Origin of the sequence: Streptomyces sp. NRRL F-5126, from assembly GCF_000721265.1 — a bacterium.
Taxonomy (GTDB): Bacteria; Actinomycetota; Actinomycetes; order Streptomycetales; family Streptomycetaceae; genus Streptomyces.
On the sequence record NZ_JOFZ01000003.1, the window covers coordinates 223,857 to 246,356 of the forward strand.

Annotated in this window: 16 protein-coding genes; 7 read left to right on the top strand and 9 right to left on the bottom strand. The window is 72.7% G+C overall.

What is annotated here, in order from left to right; translation table 11 throughout:
• Positions 1-190 precede the first annotated feature (190 nt).
• The 5 genes from IH48_RS0107495 to IH48_RS0107515 all read right to left on the bottom strand — a co-directional run bounded on the left by IH48_RS0107495 (position 191) and on the right by IH48_RS0107515 (position 7,055).
• A complete protein-coding gene (locus IH48_RS0107495) occupies positions 191-1,339 on the bottom strand; it encodes an XdhC family protein (RefSeq protein WP_030900815.1) in 1,149 nt (382 codons plus the stop codon).
• Between the two features lie 49 nt (positions 1,340-1,388).
• Positions 1,389-2,846: an NCS2 family permease gene (locus IH48_RS0107500; RefSeq protein ID WP_030900817.1), complete on the bottom strand. Its 1,458-nt coding sequence runs from the start codon at positions 2,844-2,846 to the stop codon at positions 1,389-1,391.
• Positions 2,847-3,117: 271 nt separating this feature from the next.
• Complete coding sequence (locus tag IH48_RS0107505) at positions 3,118-5,520, bottom strand: xanthine dehydrogenase family protein molybdopterin-binding subunit (RefSeq protein WP_030900819.1); 2,403 nt, start codon at positions 5,518-5,520, stop codon at positions 3,118-3,120.
• Entirely contained in the window at positions 5,520-6,164 is a 645-nt protein-coding gene (locus IH48_RS0107510) for a (2Fe-2S)-binding protein (RefSeq protein ID WP_030900821.1), read from the bottom strand. The genes IH48_RS0107505 and IH48_RS0107510 overlap by 1 nt, the downstream gene beginning before the upstream one ends.
• A 3-nt stretch (positions 6,165-6,167) precedes the next feature.
• On the bottom strand, positions 6,168-7,055 hold the full coding sequence (locus IH48_RS0107515; protein WP_030900824.1) for an FAD binding domain-containing protein: 888 nt from the start codon (positions 7,053-7,055) through the stop codon (positions 6,168-6,170).
• 272 nt (positions 7,056-7,327) lie between these two features.
• Between IH48_RS0107515 and IH48_RS0107520 the strand changes: the two genes are divergently transcribed.
• Positions 7,328-9,163, top strand: coding sequence for a PucR family transcriptional regulator ligand-binding domain-containing protein (locus IH48_RS0107520; RefSeq protein ID WP_030900826.1), 1,836 nt, complete (start codon positions 7,328-7,330; stop codon positions 9,161-9,163).
• A 115-nt stretch (positions 9,164-9,278) separates the two neighbouring features.
• The gene (locus IH48_RS0107525) at positions 9,279-10,073 is read left to right on the top strand and encodes a hypothetical protein (protein WP_030900829.1); all 795 of its coding nucleotides are present in this window, start codon (positions 9,279-9,281) and stop codon (positions 10,071-10,073) included.
• On the opposite strand, the gene IH48_RS0107530 is transcribed toward IH48_RS0107525, so the two are convergent.
• Genes IH48_RS0107530 through IH48_RS0107540 form a run of 3 tightly spaced genes read right to left on the bottom strand, consistent with a single transcriptional unit; the run spans position 10,051 to position 14,401 of the window.
• Positions 10,051-11,910: an ABC transporter ATP-binding protein gene (locus IH48_RS0107530; protein WP_051839329.1), complete on the bottom strand. Its 1,860-nt coding sequence runs from the start codon at positions 11,908-11,910 to the stop codon at positions 10,051-10,053. The two genes, IH48_RS0107525 and IH48_RS0107530, sit on opposite strands and share 23 nt — an antisense overlap.
• Positions 11,907-13,625, bottom strand: coding sequence for an ABC transporter transmembrane domain-containing protein (locus IH48_RS0107535; protein ID WP_030900836.1), 1,719 nt, complete (start codon positions 13,623-13,625; stop codon positions 11,907-11,909). Before IH48_RS0107535 ends, IH48_RS0107530 begins: the two co-directional genes overlap by 4 nt.
• 59 nt (positions 13,626-13,684) lie before the next feature.
• Positions 13,685-14,401, bottom strand: coding sequence for a GntR family transcriptional regulator (locus IH48_RS0107540; RefSeq protein ID WP_078849541.1), 717 nt, complete (start codon positions 14,399-14,401; stop codon positions 13,685-13,687).
• A gap of 147 nt (positions 14,402-14,548) precedes the next feature.
• Here IH48_RS0107540 and IH48_RS0107545 point away from each other — a divergent pair, with 147 nt between their 5' ends.
• From IH48_RS0107545 to IH48_RS0107560, 4 genes are all read left to right on the top strand, one after another.
• Positions 14,549-15,403, top strand: coding sequence for a (2Fe-2S)-binding protein (locus IH48_RS0107545; protein WP_030900841.1), 855 nt, complete (start codon positions 14,549-14,551; stop codon positions 15,401-15,403).
• Between the two features lie 242 nt (positions 15,404-15,645).
• A complete protein-coding gene (locus tag IH48_RS0107550; protein ID WP_030900844.1) occupies positions 15,646-16,716 on the top strand; it encodes a DUF2637 domain-containing protein in 1,071 nt (356 codons plus the stop codon).
• 167 nt (positions 16,717-16,883) lie between these two features.
• On the top strand, positions 16,884-17,528 hold the full coding sequence (locus IH48_RS0107555; protein WP_030900846.1) for an RNA polymerase sigma factor: 645 nt from the start codon (positions 16,884-16,886) through the stop codon (positions 17,526-17,528).
• A 7-nt stretch (positions 17,529-17,535) separates the two neighbouring features.
• Entirely contained in the window at positions 17,536-18,504 is a 969-nt protein-coding gene (locus IH48_RS0107560) for a CU044_5270 family protein (protein ID WP_158710259.1), read from the top strand.
• An 85-nt stretch (positions 18,505-18,589) separates the two neighbouring features.
• Here IH48_RS0107560 and IH48_RS0107565 read toward each other — a convergent pair whose 3' ends face one another.
• Positions 18,590-20,836 carry an RICIN domain-containing protein gene (locus tag IH48_RS0107565; protein ID WP_030900851.1) on the bottom strand — a complete coding sequence of 749 codons (2,247 nt, stop codon included), beginning with the start codon at positions 20,834-20,836 and terminating at the stop codon, positions 18,590-18,592.
• A gap of 297 nt (positions 20,837-21,133) precedes the next feature.
• On the opposite strand from IH48_RS0107565, the gene IH48_RS0107570 reads away from it, so the two are divergent.
• On the top strand, positions 21,134-22,483 hold the full coding sequence (locus IH48_RS0107570) for a chitinase (protein WP_078849542.1): 1,350 nt from the start codon (positions 21,134-21,136) through the stop codon (positions 22,481-22,483).
• Positions 22,484-22,500 lie beyond the last annotated feature (17 nt).

Genomic DNA, 22,500 nt, shown 5'->3' on the forward strand with positions numbered 1-22,500 from the left:
CCGGTCTCATCGGTCCGCCGGGCGCTGTGTATTCTGCGCCGGGCCTTGCCGTGGGCAGCGGAGCGCGGGACACTCACCGGGAGCGCTCCCACGACGGGGGGTGCCCCACCTCCGTTCCGCGCCGTGCCCGTGGGGGGTCGCGGCGCGGAACGGTCCGGGTCGTGTCCTGGCGCGCTGGCAGCGGATGCGGTCAGGCCGCGGATTCCACGCGCCGGGGCCCGCCGCCGCCCTCATGGTGGATCGGGACGCGCGCGCCGGCGAGCGGCGCGCCGCTGCCGCCGTGCCGTACGGCGATGATCTCGGCGGCGATCGACAGCGCGGTCTCCTCGGGCGTGCGGGCGCCGAGGTCGAGCCCGATCGGCGAGCGCAGCCTGGAGATCTCGTGTTCGGCGAGGCCGCGTGCGCGCAGCCGCCCTGCCCGGTCCTCGTGCGTGCGGCGCGAGCCCATGGCCCCGACGTAGGCGACGGGCAGCCGCAGCGCGACTTCGAGGAGCGGCACGTCGAACTTGGCGTCGTGGGTGAGCACGCACAGCACCGTCCTGGCGTCGGTGTGCGTGGACTGAAGGTAACGGTGCGGCCAGTCGACGACGATCTCGTCGGCCTCGGGGAAGCGGCCGCGGGTGGCGAAGACGGGCCGTGCGTCGCACACGGTGACGCGGTGGCCGAGGAACTTGCCCGCCCGCACCAGGGCCGCGGCGAAGTCGATGGCACCGAAGACGATCATGCGGGGCGGCGGCGCACTCGACTCCACGAACAGGGTGACGGGCCGGCCGCAGCGCGAGCCGTCCGCGCCGATCTCCACACTGCCGGTGCGCCCCGCGCCCAGCAGGGCCAGCGTCTCGGCGACCGCGGTCGCGTCCAGGTCGGGGTGGCCGCCGAGGGCCCCCTCGTGGGTGCCGTCCTCCCGTACGAACAGCGCGTGCCCCAGCAGGTCTTCCGGGCCTCGGGTGATCCTCGCGACCGCCGCCGCCTCCCCCGCCGCGCGGGCGGCGAGGGCTGCGGCGAAGGCGGGCCTGGCCGGTGCGTCGCGGCGCACCGGTGTGACGAGGACGTCGATGACGCCGCCGCATGTCAGCCCCACGGCGAACGCGTCCTCGTCGCTGTAGCCGAACCGCTTGAGCACGGTGGTGCCGCTCTCCAGCGACTCGACGGCCAGTTCGTACACCGCGCCTTCCACGCAGCCCCCGGAGACCGATCCGACGGCCGTGCCCGCCCCGTCGACGGCGAGCGCGGCGCCCGGCATCCGGGGCGCGCTGCCGCCGACGGCCACGACGGTGGCCACGGCGAAGTCGCGTCCCTCCCGGACCCACAGGTCCAGTTCTCCGGCGATGTCCAGCACGGCGGTCTCCTCGGGCTGTCGAGTGGCTGACGGGTGCGTTCGGCAGGCGTCAGGAGACGCCGAGCCAGGATTCGATGGGATGCAGTGCGTAGAAGACGACGAAGATCGCGGTGAGGCCCCACATGAAGGCGCCGATCTCGCGTGCCTTGCCCTGGGCGACCTTGATGGCCACGTACGAGATGGTGCCGGCGGCCACGCCCGCGGTGATCGAGTAGGTGAACGGCATCAGGACGATCGTGAGGAACGTGGGGACGGCCACGGCCCGGTCGTTCCAGTCGACGAAGCGCGCGTTCTGCATCATCATCGCGCCGATGACGACCAGGGCCGCCGCGGCGACCTCGCCGGGGACGATGCGGGTGATCGGGGTGAAGAACAGGCAGGCGGCGAAGAGCAGTCCGGTGATCACGGAGGCGAAGCCGGTGCGCGCGCCCTCTCCGACGCCCGTCGCGGACTCGACGAACACCGTCTGTCCCGAGCCGCCGACGACTCCGCCGACCACACCGCCGGTGCCGTCGATGAACAGCGCCTTGGACAGGCCGGGCATGCGGCCCTTGGAGTCGACCAGGTTGGCCTCGTTGCCGACGCCGATGATGGTGGCGATCGCGTCGAAGAAGCCGGCCAGTACCAGGGTGAACACGATCATGCCGATGGTCAGCCCGCCGACCTGTCCCCAGCCGCCGAAGCGCAGGTCGCCGAAGAGCGAGAAGTCGGGCATCGACACGGCGCTGCCGTGCAGTTCCGGCGGGCCGCTCGCCCACTGCTTCGCCCCGGCGACGCCGGTGGCGCTGAGGATGACGGCCACGACCGTTCCGGCCACGATCCCTATCAGGATCGCTCCGGGGATCCTCCTGGCCTGGAGCATGAAGATCGCGAGAAGGGTGACGGCGAAGATGAGCACGGGCCAGCCCATGAGCTGCCCCGCGGGGCCGAGCGAGAGCGGGTTGCCGCCGCTGCCGGGGTGCACGAAGCCGGCCTTCACCAGGCCGATCAGCGCGATGAACATCCCGATGCCCATCGTGATGGCGTGTTTGAGGGCGAGCGGGATGGCGTTCATCACCTTCTCGCGCAGCCCGGTCACGACGAGGAGCATGATGACGACGCCGTACATCACGCACATGCCGAACGCCTGCGGCCAGGTAGTCACGGGCACGACCTGCGTGGACACCACGCTGGAGACGGAGAGCCCGGCGGCCAGGGCGAGCGGCGCCTTGCCCACGAAGCCCATGAGCAGTGTGGTGAAGGCGGCGCCTGTCGCGGTGGCGGTGATGAGGGCCTTCTGGCCGAGCGTGTCGCCCGCGACGTCCTTGCCGGAGAGGATCAGCGGGTTGAGCAGGACGATGTAGGCCATCGCCATGAAGGTCGTGAGGCCGCCGCGGACTTCGCGCGCGACGCTGGAGTTCCTCTCGGAGATGTGGAAGTACCGGTCGAGCCAGGACCTGCCGGCCGGTGGTCGCGAGCCTTCGCCCGCGTCCTCGGCCGGGGCTGTGGCGACTTGCGAGGGGGTCATGATGCCTACTCCCAAGGTTCAAAGGGGCACCCGCGGAATACCACGGCGGAATACCGTGCGCTGTGCGGGATTTGGGATGGTGCTTGGCTGCACGACCCGGGGGACGGCCCGAGACGAACGACTGTCGAATGCTGTGCTGTGTTGTGCGATGTGGTGCGTTGTGCGGTGGTGCGCTGTGCGGTGGTGCGCTGTTGCTCCGGGCGGTGCGGGGAGGCGGAGGAAGGTGTGACGTTCCCAGCGCTTGCACCGCCCGGAGGGTTGGGGGCGCGCGTCAGGCGGCGGTGCCGGTACCCGTGAGGTGTTCCGGCCTCACCGGCGTCCTGTTGAGCGCGAGACCCGTCGCCTGCCTGATCGCGGCGAGCACCGCGGGGGTGGACGACAGGGTCGGTGCCTCGCCGGCGCCGCGCAGCCCGTAGGGAGCGTGGTCGTCGGCGAGTTCGAGCACGTCGACGGGGATCGTCGGTGTGTCGAGGATGGTGGGGATGAGGTAGTCCGTGAACGACGGGTTGCGCACCAGGCCCGTCCTGGGGTCGACGATGATCTCCTCCATGACGGCGACGCCGAGTCCCTGCGTGGTGCCGCCCTGGATCTGGCCGATCACCGACAGCGGGTTCATCGCCTTGCCGACGTCCTGGGCGACCGCCAGTTCCACCACCTTGACGAGGCCGAGCTCGGTGTCGACCTCGACCACGGCGCGGTGTGCGGCGAAGGAGTACTGCACGTGGCCGAAGCCCTGCCCGGTGCGCAGGTCGAACGGTTCGGTGGGCCGGTGGCGGAACTCCAGTTCCATGTCGACCGCCTCGCCCTCCAGGACGTCCACGAGGTCGGCGAGCACCTCGCCACCGTCGGTGACGACCTTGCCGCCTTCGAGGAGCAGTTCGGCCGTCGCCCACGCGGGATGGTACGTGCCGAACTTGCGGCGCCCGATCTCCAGTACGCGCTCGCGCACGTGCTCGCAGGTGTTCTTGACCGCGCCGCCCGTCATGTACGTCTGGCGCGACGCGGACGTGGAGCCCGCCGAGCCCACCCGGGTGTCCGCGGGGTTGATCGTGACCTGGGAGACGCCCAGCTCGGTACGGGCGATCTGGGCGTGCACGGTGATGCCGCCCTGGCCGACCTCGGCCATCGCGGTGTGCACGACCGCCACCGGTTCGCCCCCGATGACCTCGATGCGTACGCGGGCGGTCGAGTAGTCGTCGAAGCCCTCCGAGAATCCGACGTTCTTGATGCCGACCGCGTACCCGACGCCGCGTACGACGCCCTCGCCGTGCGTGGTGTTGGACAGACCGCCGGGCAGGGCGCGCACGTCGGGGGCCTCGCCCGCGGTGGTCCACTGCTGCTCCGGCGGCAGCGGCCGCGCCTTCACGCGGCGCAGCAGCTCGGCGACCGGCGCAGGCGAGTCGACGCTCTGCCCCGTCGGCATGATCGTGCCCTGGCTCATGGCGTTGCGCTGCCTGAACTCCACCGGGTCCATGTCCAGTGCCTTGGCGACCTTGTCCATCTGGGCCTCGTAGGCGAAGCACGCCTGGACCGCGCCGAAGCCGCGCATGGCGCCGCAGGGCGGGTTGTTGGTGTAGAGGGCGAACGCCTCGATGTCGACGTCGTCGACGACGTAGGGCCCGGCGGAGAGCGAGGCGGCGTTGCCGACGACGGCGGGCGACGCCGAGGCGTAGGCGCCGCCGTCGAGGACGATGCGGCACCTCATGTGTGTCAACTTGCCGTCGCGGGTGGCGCCGTGCTCGTACCACAGGCGTGCCGGGTGGCGGTGGACGTGCCCGAAGAACGACTCGAACCGGTTGTAGACGATCTTGACGGGCTTGCCGGTGCGCAGTGCGAGCAGGCAGCCGTGGATCTGCATCGACAGGTCCTCGCGGCCGCCGAACGCGCCGCCGACGCCGGACAGCGTCATCCGCACCTTCTCCGGCGGCAGCCCCAGCACCGGCGCGATCTGCCGCAGGTCGGAGTGGAGCCACTGGGTGGCCACGTACAGGTCGACGCCGCCGTCCTCGGCGGGCACGGCGAGGCCCGACTCGGGGCCGAGGAACGCCTGGTCCTGCATGCCGAAGTGGTACTCGCCCGACACGATCACATCGGCCCGTGCGGCGGCCGCGTCGGCGTCGCCGCGCACGATCGGCTGGCGGTGCACGATGTTCGGGTGCGGCACGTGCCCCGCGTGGTGGTCGTCGCGTCCCTCGTGCAGGAGCGGCGCGCCCGGCGCGGTGGCGGACGCCTCGTCGGTGACGACGGGGAGTTCGGCGTAGTCGATGCGGACCTTGGCGGCGGCGCGCCGCGCGGTCTCCGGGTGGTCGGCGGCGATCAGCGCGACGGGCTCGCCGTGGTGGCGTACGCGGCCGTGTGCGAGCACCGGGGTGTCCTGGATCTCCAGGCCGTAGTGGGTGACCCCGGTCGGCAGGTCGTCGTAGGTGAGCACGGCGTACACACCGGGGGTGGCGAGCGCCTCGGTGGTGTCGATGGAGCGGATCTCCGCGTGCGCGACGGTGGAGCGCAGGGTGTGGCCCCAGAGCATGTCCTCGTGCCACATGTCGGAGGCGTACGCGAACTCGCCGGTGACCTTGAGCGTGCCGTCGGGCCTGAGCGTCGACTCGCCGATGCCGCCCTCGGCGCCCGCGCCCTGGCGGAGTTCGCTCGGGGTGACGCGTGGTTGCTGGGGCATCAGTTCCCCTCTCCCTGGCGGGCGGCCGCGAGGCGTACCGCGTCGAGGATCTTCTCGTAGCCGGTGCACCGGCAGAGGTTTCCGGACAGCGCCTCGCGGATGTCGGCGTCCGTGGGCGACGGGTTCTGCTCCAGCATCTCGTCCGCCGCGACGAGGAGGCCCGGCGTGCAGAAGCCGCACTGGACGGCGCCCGCGTCGATGAACGCCTGCTGGACGGGCGACAGGGGCATGCCCTCGCCGGTCAGCGAGTCGGAGGCGAGGCCGGGGCGCGCCCGCCAGCGCACGGCCGCGTCCAGGGACGTGCCGCGGTGGCTGCTGCCGCCGCGCTCCGGGCCGGTGCCGCCGTCCGGTGCCGCCGCGCCGTCCGGCCCTCCGGCGGCGGCCAGTTCGCGCTCGACGGCGTAGTCGGCGAGGCCCTCGACGGTGACGACGTCGCGCCCCTCGACCTGGCCGGCCGCGACGAGGCAGGAGCACACCGGCACGCCGTCGAGGCGGACCGTGCAGGAACCGCACTCGCCCTGCTCGCAGGCGTTCTTCGAGCCGGGCAGGCCCATGCGCTCCCGCAGCACGTACAGGAGGCTCTCGCCCTCCCACACGTCGTCGGCTTCCTGCCGCCGTCCGTTGACGGTGAAGTTCACACGCATGGGTTACGCAGCTCCTTCGAGGGTGTGGGCGCCGCGGTACTGCTCCCAGGTCCAGCCGAGCTGCCTGCGGGCGAGTACACCGATCGCGTGGCGGCGGTACCGCGCGGTGCCGCGCACGTCGTCGATGGGGTTGCACGCGCCGGCGGCGAGTTCCGCGAAGCGGGCCGCGACGGAGGGCGGCAGCGGCGCGCCGCTGTCCCAGAGGCCGGCCTCTTCCAGAGCCGCGTTCAGGAACTCCTCGGCGGCCTGTGCGCGCACGGGCGTGGGCGCCGCCGAGCCGATGCCCGTCCTGACGGTGCGGCTCTCGGGGTGGAGCGCGAGGCCGAACGCGCACACGGCGATGACCATGGCGTTGCGCGTGCCGACCTTCGAGTACTGCTGGGGGCCCGTCGCCTTCTTGACGTGGACGGCCCTGATCAGCTCGTCGGGCTCCAGCGCGTTGCGCTTGACCCCGGTGTAGAAGGCGTCGATCGGGATGCGCCGGCTGCCGCGTACGGACTCGGCCTCCACCTCGGCGCCCGCGGCGAGCAGCGCGGGGTGCGCGTCCCCCGCGGGCGATGCCGTGCCGAGGTTGCCGCCGACGCCGCCGCGGTTGCGGATCTGCGGCGACGCCACGGTGTGCGAGGCGAGCGCGAGGCCGGGCAGCTCGGCGCGGAGGCAGCCCATGACGCGGGAGTACGGCACCGAGGCGCCCAGGCGCACGGTCTCGTCGCCAACCTCCCACTCGGACAGCTCGCCGACGCGGTTGAGGTCCAGCAGGTGTTCGGGCCGGCGGTGGTCGAAGTTGATCTCGACCATCACGTCCGTGCCGCCGGCGATGGGCACCGCTGCGGGGTGCGCGGCCTTGGCGGCGAGCGCTTCCTCCCAGCTGGCGGGGCGAAGGAAGTCCATGAGTGGGCTCTTTCTTCATCTTCGTGGTCGGTCGAACGGGATCCGGGGACGGCCGGGCCGGCGGGTGGTGCGCCCGCCGGGGACACTCGACTGGTGTTCATGTGCTATTCACGCTGCGTGGCCCCAGTACACAAGCCGTGCTCCGTCAGGTGCAGTCACCGAAACCATGAAGCGGTTGGCCGGTCAGCCACCGGGTCTTGTAGATTCGAACGAATCCCGGGCGGCAGGGGCCCCGTCCGCCGCACGAGCGACGAGGAAACGGCGAGGACACGATGCGGCTGCGCGCACTGCTTGACACCGAGGGGCTCGGCCTCAGGCTGCTGGGCGGCGAGCACGAGCTCGACCGGCCGGTCCGCGGCGTGATGACGACCGACCTGCGCAACCCGGGCCGCTACCTGACGGGCGGCGAGCTGGTGCTGACGGGCCTGGTGTGGCGGCGCGACAGCGCGGACTCCGAGCCGTTCGTGCGGATCCTCGCGAACGCGGGGGTGGCGGGCCTCGCGGTCGGCGAGGCCGACCTCAGCGGTATCCCCGACGACCTGGTGGCTGCCTGTGCACACCACCGGCTGCCGTTGTTCGCGGTGAACACGGCCGTGTCGTTCGCCGCCATCACCGAGCACGTGGTGCGTCAGGTGTCCGGCGAGCGGGCGGGCGACCTGGCGGCGGTCGTGGACCGGCACCGCAGGCTGATGACGGCGGGTCCCGCGGGCGGCGGCCCCGACGCGGTGCTCGACCTGCTGGGCTCCGACCTCGACCTGCGTGCGTGGGTGCTGTCCCCCACCGGGCGGCGGATCGCCGGCTCGGAGGCACCGCTCGCGGCGGACCGCGCGGCCCGCATCGCCGCCGCGCACCTGGCCGTGGCCCGCACCGGGCGCAGGGGGCCCTACCGGGTCGTCCTCGGCGCCACGACGTACGCGCTGTTCCCCGTGCGCGACCCGGCCGGCGCTTCCGGCGCTCCCAGCTCTTCCGGCGCCGCGGGCCACGGGGCTCTCGAGCCTCGGGAGGCCGCGCTGACCGAGTGGCTGCTGTGCGTGGAGGCGGACGCGGGCGACTGGCCCGCTGCCCGGCTCGACCTGCTGCAGGGCGTGACCCAGCTGATCGCGGTGGAGCGCGATCGCCGGGACGCGGCGCGCGCGGTGCGGCGCAGGCTGGCCCAGGAGATCCTCGAACTGGTGCAGGCGAGCGCGCCGCCCGCGGAGATCGCGGCCCGGCTGCGTGTCGCGGCGCCGGTGCTGCTGCCTGGCGGTGGGGCGGCGCCGAGCTGGCAGATCGTGGTGGCGAGCCTTGAGTGGTCGGGCCCGCGGGCGGCGGCGGGCAGCGCCGCCACCGTCCAGTCCGTACTGGAGGAGGCGCTCGCCACGCCCGCGGCGCCGGCCGGCCGGGGGACGGACCGGATCGCGGTGGCGCATGTCGCGGACGAGGCGATCGCGCTCGTGCCGGTCGAGCGCAACGGCGCGGACGATCCGGGGCGCGAGCACGCCGGGACGGCCTCCGGCGCTGGTCGCGAGGGCCGTGGGGCAGACCGTGGCGAAACCGCGGGAGCCACCGGTGGCGCCGGTGCTGCCGGTGGCTCCGATGCGCGGGAAGCGGCCGGGCAGCCGGCGCGCGGCCCCGGCCTGTACGCGGACGAGATCGTCGCGGCGGTGCGCGAGCCGCTCTCCGCCGGGCTCGGCGAGGACGGCAGGCTCGCGCTCGGTGTGTCCGCCGTCGTCGACTCGGCCGAAGGGCTGCGCGGGGCGCTGGAGGAGGCGCGGCACGCCCGCCGGGTCGCCGCCGCCCGTCAGGGCCGGGTCTGCGCGGCGGGCCACCACGAGCTGGCCTCGCACGTCCTCCTGCTGCCGTTCGTGCCCGACGACGTGCGGCGCGCGTTCACGGCACGGCTGCTCGACCCGCTGCGCGACTACGACCAGCGCCACCGCGCCGAGCTCATCCCCACGCTCGACGCCTTCCTCGACTGCGACGGTTCGTGGACGCGCTGCGCCTCGCGGCTGCACCTGCACGTGAACACGTTGCGCTACCGGATCGGCAGGATCGAGCAGCTGACGGGGCGTGACCTGTCGCGTCTGGAGGACAAGCTCGACTTCTACCTCGCCCTGCGGATGAGCTGACCGCGCGCCGCCCCCATAGATTGTGAAAACTTTCACCTGACCTATTGGCCCCGCGTCCCATCCGTGCTGAGATGCATCTCACATCGGGGACGACGGCGCGCAAGGGGAGGGCCACGTGGCGTACATCGCGGTGTCTGGTTCCGGAACCACTGCCGGTGACGACGCTCTCCAGACCGCGGTGTGGCGGCTGCGCTCCCGGGCCTGCTGGCTCGACGCGGCCGCCCTGCTCCTCCCCCGCGCCCGCGAGGCGGGCCCCGCGCTGCAGCGCGCCTCGCTGCTTGTGGAGCGCTGCCTCTACACGGGCGGCGGCTGGGCCGAGGCCGAGGACGCGCTGCGCACGGCCGAGGCGACCGCGCACGGTGACGAGGAGCGCGGCGCCGCCGCCTGCGAGCGCGGCCACCTCGCGTACGTGTCGACGCTGCTGCGGGTGCACGACCGCACCGACGAGGCGCACGCGGCGCTCGGGCGTGCCGCCGCGCTGCTCGAACCGCAGGCGCCCGGCCGCGCGCTCCTCGATTTCCGCAGGGGCCTGATCGCGGAGAACCTCTCCGACTCGCCGCAGTCCGCGCGTGGCGCCTACGTGCGGGCGCACGCCGCGGCGACCGACCGCGGCGACACCCTGCTGCTCTCGTCCACCTGGCGCCATCTCGCCGGTCTTGCTCTGCGCAACGGCGAGATGGCCGAGGCGAAGCACGGCTTCGCGGAGTCGCTGCGCATCCGCGAGGAGCTCGGCTACCTGGTCGGGACCGCGCCCGCGCTCGTCTCGCTCGCCGAGGCGGTGGCCGAGCCGGAGGCGCGGCGGCTGCGGGCCGAGGCGGGTCGGCTCGTGCGGCTGCTCGGCGGTGTGCCGACATGGCTCACCGGCCGGCTCGTCCCGCCGTTCCCGTTCAGTCCGCCGTCTCCGGTGTGACGCCGCCCGGCGCGTTCCCCGACGGTGATCGAGGGGGCGGAGGCGCCGGCGCGGGCGACACGGCCGTGGAGTCCGCCCCGTGCCAGGTGCGCCAGAGGGCGGCGTACGGGCCGTCGGCGGCGACGAGAGTGTCGTGCGTGCCGAGTTCGGTGATGCGGCCGTCGTCGAGCACCGCGACCCGGTCGGCGTCGTGCGCCGTGTGCAGGCGGTGCGCGATCGCGACGACCGTGCGGCCGCGCAGCACGGCGGCGAGCGCGCGTTCCGTGTGCCGTGCGCTCAGCGGGTCGAGGAGCGCGGTGGCCTCGTCGAGGACGACGGTGTGCGGGTCGGCGAGCACGACCCGCGCGAGCGCGAGCTGCTGGGCCGCCGCCCCGTCCACCGCGAGCCCGCCCGCGCCGAGCCGTGTGCCGAGGCCGCCGGGCAGCGCCGCGACCCAGTCGGCGCCGACGGCGCCGAGCGCGGCGAGCAGTTCCGCGTCCGTGGCGTCCTGTGCCGCGAGCAGCAGGTTGTCGCGGACGCTGTCGCCGAAGACGTGGTGCTCCTGGCTGACGAGCACGACGTGGCGGCGCAGTTGTTCGGGGTCCAGGCCGGCGATGGGCACGCCGCCCACGGTCACCGTGCCCTCCCGTGGTCTGTCGGCGCCGGCGAGCAGCCGCCCGAGTGTGGACTTGCCGGCGCCGGACGGGCCGATGAGCGCGAGCCGCTCGCCGGGGCGCACGGACAGCCGGACGCCGTGCAGGACGTCGGGCCCGTCCCCGTACGCGTGGCTCACCCCGGCCACCTCGATCCGGTCGCCGTCCGGTACCGGGCCGCCGCGCGCAGGTGCCGAGGGTGCGGCGGCGAGCCCCTCGACGCGCGCGAACGACGCCCGGGCGCCCTGGAGGCTCTCCAGACGCTGCAGGATCGCGTCCAGCGGCGCGGACAGCTGCCGCAGGTAGAGCGCACAGGCGACGACCGCTCCCAGGGTCACCGAGCCGTGCCGCACGAGAGCGCCGCCGGCGAGCAGCACCGCCACGACGGGCAGGACGTACGACACGTCGACGGCGGGGAAAAGGACGCTGCGCAGGAACAGCGTGCGTTCGCGAGTGCGACGCCACTCGGTGGCGACGGCCTCGGTGGCCGCCGCCCGCCGCTCCTCCAGGCCGAGCGCCTCGACCGTACGGGCGCCTGCCGCCGTGGCCGCGATCGTCTCGGCGAGCGCCGAGTGCGTCTCCCCCTGGGCCAGGTAGGCGGCGGGGGCGCGCCGCAGGTACCAGCGCGCGGCGAGCGGGACCCCCAGCAGGCACACGAGTCCAAGAACGCCGAGCGGCGGCGAGAGCAGCACCACCGCGACGATCACGAACGCCGCCTGGAGCGCGGCGATCAGCACGTCGGGGGCGATGTCCCGCAGCGCGCCCGATACGGCCGGCACATCGCTCGTGCCCCGCGCGGCCAGGTCTCCGGTGCCCGCGCGCTCGACGGCGGAGACCGGCAGGGCCAGCGCCCGCGTCACGAACTGCTCGCGGATGCGCGCCGAGGTCCGCTCGCCGAACCGGTGCCCCACGAGCCTGCCGTACCGGGTCAGCAGTGTCTGGGCGAGGGCGCAGCCGGCGATGGCCGCCGCGAGGCGGTCGACACCGGCCGTGCCGCCGCCCGCGACGACGGTGTCGACGACGCGGCCGAGCAGCCAGGGCGCGAGCAGTCCCGCGCCCGCGGCCGCGGTGTTGAGGACGAGCAGCCACGCGAAGGCGCGCACGTCCGCGCGTACGAGGCCGACGGCCGCGGCCCTGACGGCCGGCGCCGACGCCACGGGCAGCCGCCCGCCGCCGGCTGGGCCGGGCGGCGCGTTCGGGGTCACGGCTCCTCCTGCGGGTCGCGTGCGACGAGCGCGCGGTAGCGCGGATCGGCCAGCAGCTCGCGGTGCGTGCCGGTCGCGGCCACCCGCCCGTCGACGAGGTGGCACACCACGTCGGCCTGGTCGAGGACGAGGGGGGAGGTGGTGGTCACGACGGTGGTGCGCCCGGCCCGCGCTTCCCGCAGCCGGGTGGCGAGCAGTGCCTCGGTGTGTGCGTCGACGGCCGAGGTGGGTTCCACGGCGAGCAGCACCTCGGGGTCGGCGAGCAGGGCACGGGCGAGGCGCAGCCGCTGGCGCTGGCCGCCCGAGACGTTGCGCCCCATGTCGTCGAGCGGTGCGTCGAGGCCGCCGGGCAGGGCCTGGACGATGTCCTCGGCCGCCGCGGCGTGCAGGGCGCGATCGAGGGACTCGGGGTCGCGGGGTGCCCGTCCCTCCACGCCGCTGCGCAGGGTGCCGGAGAAGAGGTGGGCCTCGTTGTCCGCGACGACGATGCGCTCCCTGACGGCGGCGAGGGGCAGGGCGTCCAGCCTGATGCCTCCCCAGGTGGCGTCGGACGGGGCGAACCGCCCGAGCCGGTCGACGACGGCGGCGCTGCCCGCGGAGGGGGCGCACACCAGCGCGGTCAGCAGCCCGGGGGCCACCTCGGCTCCGGACCCCGGGTCGTACAGCGCGGCGGGGCCCGCGGGCGGCGCGGCCGGGCAGCCGGCCTTGTCGGCGTCGTCGGGCGTGAGGCGGAGGAAGCGCACGATGCGGCGTGCGGCGACCAGGCCCTCACTGACCTCGTGGCCGCCCTCGATGAAGAACGACACCGGCACGGCGAGCACGGCGACGTAACCGTAGACGGCGACCAGGTCGCCGACGCTGATCGTGCCCTGCGCCGCGGCCCTGGCGGCCAGCCACACCACCACGGCGAGGAAGAGCGCGGGCAGGCCCGCGCCGGCCGCGTCCACCCAGCTGGTGAGGGACGCCACGCGGTAGCCCTCCGCCAGGAGTTCGCGCGACTCGCGCCGGTGGCGCGCGGCGTAGGCCTCCTTGCCGCCGAGTCCCCCGAGCACCCGCAGCCCGGCGGCCAGGTCGGCAACCCGCGCCGCCACCCGGCCCTGCTGCTCGCGGTAGGCGGTCAGCGGCGCTTGGAGCCGGCGCAGGAGCGGGCCGATGACGAGCGCGAGCACCGGCACGCCGAGCAGCACGACGAACGCGAGCGGCGGCGAGAGCGAGAGCAGCACGGCGGCGACCGCCAGGCAGCAGAGCACGGCACCCACGCCGGGCCCGACGACCGACATGGCCGTCGCCACCGCGGCGACGTCGCCGATGCCGATCGTGAGGACCTCGCCCGCGGTGACGCGGTGCGGCAGCGAGGCGCCGAGCCGCAGCACCTGCCGGGTGACGGCCCGTACGGTGCGCAGTGCGGCGTCGTTGCGGATCTTCGTCATGGTGCGGTGGCGCATGATCGACAGCCAGGCCAGCAGCAGGCCGGTGGCGAGCACGGCACCCGCCCAGCCGAGCAGCGCCCGGCCGCCGCCCGCGCGCAGCCCGTCGTCGACGGCCCTGGACAGCAGGTAGGGCGGCAGCGCGAGGAGCACCGTCCAGCTGCCGCCGAGCAGCGCGGCGAGCGCGGCGCGGCGGCGTTGGCTCACGACCAGCCACCACAGGAAGCGCACGGGACCCCGGTGTTCGGCAGGCTCGGCGGCCTCGGCGGGCGCGGGTCTGACGGCCATCCGCAGGACGCTAGCAAGTGTGCCCGCCCACCCGGCGCCGGGGGCGAGGCGCGCGTGCATCAGACGCGGCGGGTGCCGTTCGCGCCCGCGAAGTGGTCGCGTACGAGGGCGGCGACGGCGGGCAGGTCGTGCGCGGCGAGCGCGTCGAGCAGCGCGGTGTGCTCGGCCGCGTCGGCGAGCAGGTCGGCGCGGCGTGCGCCGTTCGCCGCGCCGGGCGGCCACTGGGAGCGCCGGTGCAGGTCGTCGGCGACGAGCACGAGCTGCCGGTTGCCGCCGAGGGAGAGCAGCGAGCGGTGGAACGCCCGGTCGAGCTCCAGGTAGGCGGCCCCGTCCCCCGCGACCGCGGCGGCGGCCGCCCGCTCGGCATGCGGGCGCAGCCGCGCCCAGCGCTCGGCGGGCTCGTCGCGGGCGAGACGCAGCATGACGGGCACCTCGATCATGGCCCGCACCTCGGCGAGCTCCGCGAGCTCACGCGCGTCGCGCTGCGCTATCCGGTAGCCGCGGTTGGGCACGACGTCCACGCTGCCCTCTGCCGCGAGCCGCTGCATGGCCTCGCGCACGGGGGTCGCGGAGACGCGGAACCGCTCGCCGAGCGCGGGCGCGGAGTAGACCTGGCCGGGGACGAGTTCGCCCTCGGCCAGGGCGGTGCGCAGGGCGTCGAGCACCTGGCCGCGCACGGAGTGCCGGCGTATCTGGACGGGCACCTGCGGCGCCTCGTGAAGGCCGGCGTACGTGGCCGGCTCCCGGCCGGCGCCGGGATCGTCGCCCTGCTCCACTCGCCCTCACCCCCGCCGTACCGGCCCGCCTCCATCGCGCTGCCACTTTAGGGGGTGCCCCCGAACGGGTGGCCGCCGTAGCGGTACAGGGACGGTCGGGTAAGGTAAGGCTTACCTGCAAACGATCGCGATTCGGTGGTTGCCTGCATGCCCCTCTCACCTGCGCCGACCGGCGTCCTCGTCCCTGCCCGCTCCTTCGCCGACGTCTACCGCCGGCTTGCCGATGTGTTCCCCACCCTCCGGGTCGACGTGCGGGACTGCGGGGAGGGGCCACGTACGGGGGACGGCTGGCTGACCGCCGAGGAGCTGGTGCGTGGCGGCCCCGCGTTCGAGGCGTTCCTCGGCCGCGACGAGGAGCAGATCGCGCGCGACTGGGGACGCGCGGCGCGGCCCGACGTCATCGCGAGCATGGCGCTGCACCGCTACGCGTGGCCGGCCTGCCTGCTGTTCACGCTGCCCTGGTTCCTCGCCCGCAGGGTCCCGAGGATCCCCGTCGGCGCGCTCTCCTTCCCGCGCGGGCTCGGCCGGATGTCCGTGGGCCTCGGCGAGTTCGCCTGCCTCCCCGACGACCCGGCGGCCGCCTCGCCCGGCGCCCGCGTGGTCGCGGACGAGGAGGCGCTGCGCGCCGAGGTGCGCGCGGCGGTCGCCGAGCACCTCGCTCCCGTCCTGGGCACGTTCGGGCCGCGGATGCGGCGGCGCGGGCGCGCCCTGTGGGGCATGGCGACGGACGAGATCGTCGAGGGGCTGTGGTACGTCGGCCACCTGCTGGGCGAGGAGGAGCGCGCCGTGGACGAGCTGAGGCTGCTGCTGCCCGAGCCGGTCGCGCCGTACGCCGGGTCCGCCGCGTTCCGCGAGCTCACCGTGCGGGACGGGCAGAGTGTGCCGACCCGTGATCGGGTGACGTGCTGCCTGTTCTACACTCTGCGTCCTGACAGCACGTGTGCCACCTGTCCACGTACGTGTGACAGCGAACGCGCGCGCAAGCTGAGTGACGCCGGCTGACGGAACCTCCACGGGGCTCCCCACGGAACTGACGGTGCGTCACCCGGCGTCCCTCACCACCCCGAAGAGTGATATTAATCGAACATGACAGCCGGTCACCGAACGGCAGTGCTCACTGAACACGCCTTTATGCGTATTGTGACGCCTCGTTGGCGTGCAGTTGTCCCGAAAGCACCTGAGGGACACCACGCTTGCGCCACTATGGCGCCCGTCTCTTCCTCCTGCGATGCAAGGACCACCGCATGCGACTGACCGACATATCGCTGAACTGGCTGCTCCCCGGCGGCGTGCTGCTCGTCGGGGTCCTGGTGGCGGTGGCCCTCATGACGCGCAAGCGCACCGGCAAGGCCACGACGGAGGACTCCTGGGAGCGCAGCGAGGAGCGCCGCAGGCGCAAGGAGACGGTCTACGGCATCGCCTCGTACGCGCTGCTCTTCTGCTGTGCCGCGGTGGCGGCGGCGCTGTCCTTCCACGGCCTGGTGGGCTTCGGCCAGGAGAACCTGAACCTGTCGGGCGGCTGGGAGTACCTGGTGCCCTTCGGGCTCGACGGCGCGGCGATGTTCTGCTCCGTCCTCGCCGTGCGCGAAGCCAGCCACGGGGACGCGGCCCTCGGCTCGCGCCTGCTGGTGTGGCTGTTCGCCGGGGCGGCAGCCTGGTTCAACTGGGTGCACGCGCCGCGCGGCATGGGCCACGCGGGCGCGCCGCAGTTCTTCTCCGGGATGTCGCTCTCCGCTGCGATCCTCTTCGACCGCGCGCTGAAGCAGACGCGCCGCGCGGCGCTGCGGGAGCAGGGCCTCGTACCGCGTCCGCTGCCGCAGATCCGCATCGTGCGGTGGCTGCGCGCACCCCGGGAGACATTCGGCGCCTGGTCGCTGATGCTCCTGGAGGGCGTCCGCACGCTGGACGAGGCGGTCGAGGAGGTCCGCGAGGACAAGCGGCAGAAGGAGCAGACGAAGTACCACAGGCGCGAGCAGGGCAAGTTGGACCGGGCGCAGATCAAGGCGCTCAACCGGCAGCACCGTTCGTGGCCGAGGGGCGGTGGCGGCGGCCGCCAGGTCCCGGCGCTCGGCGCGCCCGGCGGAACACAGCAGAACGCCGTCGCGTCGACCGCGGAGCCCGCGCTGGCCACGCTGCACGAGCAGGAACCGGCGCCGCAGGGGCGGCCCCCGCTCGAGCCCGTCAAGAACGCGGCCGAGGCCCAGGCAGTTGCCCCGAGGACGGTGGACCTCACCGCGGAGGACGACACCCAGGCGCTGCCGCGTCTGGATTCGCTGGAGCGCAAACTGGCCGATCTGGAACAGCAGTTCGGCTGACGAAGCAAGACGGCGATGGGCCGGTGCGACGCCCTGGGGCTTCGCACCGGCCCATCGCCGTTTCCGCGTGAGCACATCCGGGAACCCGATCGGGCGCTTCGACGGACAGTAGGTGACCACTGCCCGATTCTGCGAGGGAAGTCCATGAGATCTGACAGAGGCGACAAGTGACCGCCTCCCCGGATGTCGATGTCCGTGATGCGTCGGGCTCGGATCGACCCGAGTCCGACGCATCGGTGATCGAGAGATCCTGGGACGAGCCGGAAGCGTTCTCCGTCCTGTTCGACCGCTACGCCGAGGACATCCACCGGTACGCGGCAGGACGAGTCGGCGCGGAGGTCGCCGACGACCTGATGGCCGAGGTGTTCGTGGTCGCCTTCCAGCGGCGGCGGCGATACGACGTGTCCAGGCCCCAGGCGCGCCCGTGGCTGTACGGAATCGCCATCCGTCTCGTCCACGACCACCGGCGGACCGAGGCGCGCCACTGGCGGGCGCTGGCACGTGTCGCCGCGACCGTACCCGCCGGGGAAGCCGGCGAGGCCGACCCGGTGGCGGAGCAGGTCGCCGCCAGGGTCTGTGCGCAGAGCGCCCGCGGCCCGCTGGCGGCGGCTCTGGCGAAGTTGCCGGTCCGCTACCGGGACGTGGTGCTGGTCATCGCCTGGGGCGATCTCGACTACGCGGAGGCCGCCGAGGCGCTGGGCATACCGGTGGGCACCGTGCGCTCCCGGCTTCACCGGGCCCGCCGCCGGTTGCGCGACGCCCTGGGCGGGGCGAATCCCACCACGACAGCAGAAGAAACTGCAGAGCACTAGGAGCCTGATGATGGACGACTTCGTCGCATTGCGCGAACTGGCTGCTGATACACGTCCGTTGACGGACGCCGCCCGCCGCGCCGCCCGGGATCGCCTGGACCGGGCCATGGCCGGCGAGGACGGCAGCGCAGTGGCGCCCGGGCTGCCCAGACGCCGGCTCATCCGCTTCGCGGTGGCCGCAACCGTCGCCGCCGGAGCCGGCGGCACCGCCGTGGTGGCATCGACTCGTGGCGGGAGCCCGCACGCCCGGCCCATCCACGCCGCCGACGTGGTAGAAGTGCTGCACCACGCCGCGAGCAGGAGCCGTGCGGACAGCAAGCGGCTGCCGATCCCGCGTGACGACCAGTACTTCTACATGAAGACCTTCACCGAGCACACGGCCGTCAAGGACGGGAAGAAGCAGACTTGGACCGACGAGAGCTGGATGTCGGTCGACGGCTCCAAGCCCTCACGGCGGGAGGAGTTCGGCAAGGTCCATATGGATCCTCCGCTCGGCAAGCACGAGGTGGCATCTCCGCCGACCCGCTACTCCGAGTTGAAGAAGTGGCCGACCGACCCCGACAAGCTCCTCACCTGGCTCGGCTACGGCCAGAAGGTCCTGCAGCCCGACAACGCGACCCCGAAGATGGATTCCGGCTCGATCGCCTACTTCCAGGCCTGGTTGCTGCTGAAGGGACCACGCGTCCTGCCGCCAGGGTTGCAGGCCGCCACGTTCGAAGCACTCGCGAAGCTGCCCCGCATCCGCATCGGCCACGACACGGTGGACGTTCTCGGCCGGCACGGAATCAGCGTGTCCTACCCGGGCCGGAGCGCCAGTATCATTCTGGACTCCTCGACATACGGCTACCTGGGCGCGCGCGACGTCGGCATCCATCGGGTACGCGTCAACGGCCATTGGAAGTGGGAGCCTTACTACACCTCGATGACGGCCAGGGAAGCCCTCGGCGTGGTCGACCGGATCGGCCAGCGGCCCTAGACCCATCTCCCGCGGGGGAACAGGCAGGCGCCGCGGAACCCGCACAAGGGTTCCGCGGCGCCTCGCTGTCAGGGCGGCCGGGCCGTCACGGTCCCGAGGTGAGGTACTGCGTCATGGTGCCGTTGGTGACCTGGCCACCCGAGTCGTTGATGATGTGCCGGATGGTTCCGTCGCCCCCGAGTGACACGGTGACCATGTCGTGGAAGGACGATCCGCTGCTCGGCACTTCGATGGCGTGGTCGGCCACCACCGACGGGTTGGTGCTCATGAAGCAGTACACGCCGAGCCCCCACGCCTGGTGGGAGGTCACCGAGTCGGCCACCTTGTAGGAGGCGTAGCCGTTGATGCCGCCGCCGGGGGTCCAGTCGGCGTTGCTGGGCACGTCGTAGGGCATCTCGGACTGGTAGAAGTAGGTGCGTCCGCCATTGCCGTTCCACACCACCTGGTACTTCTGGTAGTGCTCGACGGCCAGCCCGTACATGGTGACGTCGTCGCCGTTGACCACCAGGCCGTTGGCCGCCGTGTTGGTGTTCCAGCCGACGGTGCCGCCGTTGCCGTGGTCCGCGCGCCAGATCCACAGGTCGCTGCCGATGGTGTTGTCGCTGTTGACCACCAGTGAACGGGTGGCTTTCCCGGCCACGTCGCCGCCGACCCGGAAGAACACGTCCTGGAGGGTCGTCGGGTCGGTGGCGTGGTCGGCGGAGGAGCCGGACGGGCCGATCCGCACCAGTGCGTCGCTGTTGGTGGTGCCCGCGCTGACGATGAGCCCGGCGATGTCGATGCCGCCCACGTCGGCGGTGGTGATCGCGGTGACGCCGTTGTCGGGCATCAGCGTGGCGAGGCCGAGGCCGAGCACCACCGTGTCCGGGCGGGTGATGTCGAGCGGGGCGTCCAGGTGGTAGATGCCCGGCGTGAACAGCAGGTTCTTGCCCGCGGCGAGCGCCGCGTTGATGGTGGTGGCGGTGTCGCCCGCCTTGACCACGTAGAACTTGGTGATCGGGATCGAGGTGCCCGGGGTGCTGCCGCCGGTCCAGTCGGGGCCTGTGGCATTGGTGCGCAGGGAGGGGACCATGACGTTGTACAGGCCGGTGGAGTCCGTGTAGAGGTAGGGCTTCTCCTTCACCGTGGGCGAGTGGTCCACGGTGGTGTAGGTCGGGAAGGACTGCCCGGGGGCGCCGTTGTCGCCGACGAAGACCATGTTCCAGTTGGAGCCGGCCCAACTGCCCATGGACGTGTCCTGGGTCAGGAACTGCTGCTGGGTGCCGGAGTTGATCTGGCCGGAGACCCGCGAGTCACCGATGAAGCCGCCCGAGGACCAGTTGCTCGTGCTGTTCCCCGATGAGACGTCGTCAAGCACCATGTTGCCGTGGACGTCGACCCTGCGGAAGGGGTCGGCCTGCGAGACGGCGTACTCCAGCCGGCCGGAGCTGGGCGTGTCGGACAGGTTCTCGACGTCGCGCCAGAAGTTCTGGGTGGCATTGCCGCCGGACCATCCGGCGTTGACGTGGATGCCGGCACCGGTCAGCGAGACGTCGTCCGGGTTGGCGCCGAGGCCCGCCACCTGGGTGTAGAAACCCACCGGGACATCCACGTCGTAGCTGCCCGGCTTGAACAGCAGTGCGTAGCGGTTCCCGCCGAACTGGTCGGACTCCTGGGAGTCGTACACGGAGTCGATCGCCGACTGGATCGACGAGGAGGACATCGACGGGTCGAAGACCTTGACGTTGGGCCCGAGGTCGGGGTTGTCCGGATTGCTCGGCGGTGTGGTGCCACCGCCTCCGGTCGCATTCAGCGAGAACGACTGCGCCGACGTGCCGTTGCAGGTGTACTGCTGGAGCTGCACTGCGTCCGCCGTCGAGGCGCCGGGCACGTCGAGGCACTTGCCGCTGTTGTGGTTGACGAAGTGGTACGCGCCGCTGCTCTCCTGGACCGGCTGCCACTCCTGGCTGCTCCAGCCGCCGTTGGACCACAGATGGATCTTCGCGCCGTCGGCGGTGGAGGGGCCGTCCACATCGACGGCGGGCTGGGAGCCGTTCTGGTTGACGATCGTGTAGTACCCGGAGTCGGCCGCGGGGTGCAGTTGCCACTCCTGGGCACTGGTGCCGTTGCAGGTGTACTGCTGGACGGCGGTGCCGTTCGCGGTGGCGGCGGCCGCGGCATCGACACACTTGCCGCTGTTCGCGGCCACCAGGGTGTACCAGGTGGAGGGCGACACGGCCGCGTGCGCGCTGGGGGCGCCCATGGTCGAGAGCGCCGCTGCCAGCAGCGCCGCGACCGTGCCGGGGCCGACCACGCGACGCGCCGTCCGGCGCAGTCTCGGGAAACGTCTCATGGGGGGCTTTCCCTTCGAAGGGAACATGACTCTGCAGCAGCCGATTTCAAGAACTGGCCGGTTCGAACGCCCGGCCTCTCGGCGATGCGTGACTTCTTGAAGGAAGCAGAGCAGTTGAGGTCGTGTCAAGGCTTCTGCCAGGGGCCGCACAGCAGCCGGATGGAGCCGGATCGACCGCAGCCGCCTCTTCGTTAGTAAACTTTCCTTACCCATATCTTGACGTCATGTCATGAACGGACTCAGACTCCGGCTGTTCGGCTGAGACACCCCACACTGTCGGCCCCCTCGGAGTCGTTCATGAGAATCAGAGACGGTATCGCCGCGATCGCGGCCCTCGGCACAGCCGCCGGCGGCTTCCTCCTCGGCGGTGCCGCAAGCGCCGAGGCGGCGAGCCCGGCCCTTCCCGCCCACTTCGCCGCCCCCTATCTGCAGATCGACGGCAGCACCGCCAACGACATGGCCGCCGACAGGAACGCCACCGGCCTGAGCCACTACACCCTGGCGTTCCTCATCCCGCGCTCCGGCTGTACCCCCTACTGGGAGGCCAGTGGTGACGGGATCGGCGCCTACACCTCCCAGATCAACGCGCTCAAGGCCGCGGGCGGCGACGTGATCATCTCCTCGGGCGGCGCCGAGGGCGGCGAACTCGCCGAGACGTGCACCTCGGTCTCCTCGCTGACCGCCGCCTATGCCGACATCGTCAACACCTACGGGGTCACCCGCCTCGACTTCGACATCGAGGGCGGCACACTGGACGACACCGCGGCCAACCAGCGCCGCAACCAGGCCCTGGCCGCGCTCCAGCGGCAGGACCCCTCCGTCCAGGTCTCCTACACCCTCGCCGTCAACCCCGACGGGCTGCCCGGCAAGCAGTACGACCTGCTGACCGACGCCAAGAACAAGGGCGTCGACGTGAGTGCCGTCAACATCATGACCATGGACTTCGGCGACGGCCAGAACGCACTCGACGACGCCCTGTCCGCCGCTCGCGGCACCGCGAGCCAGCTCGCCGGCCTGTACTCCGTCTCCACCTCGGCCGCCTACGGCCGCATCGGTATCACACCGATCGCCGGCCAGAACGACGACAACGAGTACTTCTCGCAGTCCGACGCCCAGACCCTGGAGTCCTTCGCCGCCACCAACGGTGTGCAGTACCTGTCCTTCTGGGAGGTCGACCAGTACGACAAGCCCGCCGGGTACGCCTACTCCCGCATCTTCGGCAAGCTCGCCGGCGGTGGCGGCACCACGCCTCCTTCGGGCGGAGCCACCGGCCGGATCACCGGCTACGGCGGCAAGTGCGTGGACGTGGCAGGTGCGAGCGACGCGAACGGTGCGGCGGTGCAGCTGTACGACTGCAACGGGACCGGCGCGCAGTCGTGGACGGTCGCTTCGGACGGCACACTCCGGGCGCTGGGCAAGTGCATGGACGTGACGGCGGCAGGCACCGCCAACGGCGCGCAGGTGCAGCTCTACGACTGCAACGGCACGGACGCGCAGGTCTGGCGGCACCAGTCCGACGGTGAGCTGGTCAATCCGGCGTCGGGCAAGTGCCTGGACGCCACGGGGCCCTCTTCCGCCAACGGCACCCGGCTGCAGATCTGGACCTGCTACGACAGCGCGAACCAGCAGTGGAACCTGCCTGGTTGAGCCTGCGGGGGGCCGGC

What these genes read in the sequence shown, in the direction of transcription:
- IH48_RS0107570 (WP_078849542.1), top strand. Translation starts at nt 21,134, where the DNA reads ATGAGAATCAGAGACGGTATCGCCGCGATCGCGGCCCTCGGCACAGCC.
- IH48_RS0107510 (WP_030900821.1), bottom strand. Translation starts at nt 6,164, where the DNA reads ATGCGTGTGAACTTCACCGTCAACGGACGGCGGCAGGAAGCCGACGAC.
- IH48_RS0107500 (WP_030900817.1), bottom strand. Translation starts at nt 2,846, where the DNA reads ATGACCCCCTCGCAAGTCGCCACAGCCCCGGCCGAGGACGCGGGCGAA.
- IH48_RS0107515 (WP_030900824.1), bottom strand. Translation starts at nt 7,055, where the DNA reads ATGGACTTCCTTCGCCCCGCCAGCTGGGAGGAAGCGCTCGCCGCCAAG.
- IH48_RS0107535 (WP_030900836.1), bottom strand. Translation starts at nt 13,625, where the DNA reads ATGGCCGTCAGACCCGCGCCCGCCGAGGCCGCCGAGCCTGCCGAACAC.
- IH48_RS0107505 (WP_030900819.1), bottom strand. Translation starts at nt 5,520, where the DNA reads ATGCCCCAGCAACCACGCGTCACCCCGAGCGAACTCCGCCAGGGCGCG.
- IH48_RS0107560 (WP_158710259.1), top strand. Translation starts at nt 17,536, where the DNA reads ATGATGGACGACTTCGTCGCATTGCGCGAACTGGCTGCTGATACACGT.
- IH48_RS0107520 (WP_030900826.1), top strand. Translation starts at nt 7,328, where the DNA reads ATGCGGCTGCGCGCACTGCTTGACACCGAGGGGCTCGGCCTCAGGCTG.
- IH48_RS0107565 (WP_030900851.1), bottom strand. Translation starts at nt 20,836, where the DNA reads ATGAGACGTTTCCCGAGACTGCGCCGGACGGCGCGTCGCGTGGTCGGC.
- IH48_RS0107545 (WP_030900841.1), top strand. Translation starts at nt 14,549, where the DNA reads ATGCCCCTCTCACCTGCGCCGACCGGCGTCCTCGTCCCTGCCCGCTCC.
- IH48_RS0107550 (WP_030900844.1), top strand. Translation starts at nt 15,646, where the DNA reads ATGCGACTGACCGACATATCGCTGAACTGGCTGCTCCCCGGCGGCGTG.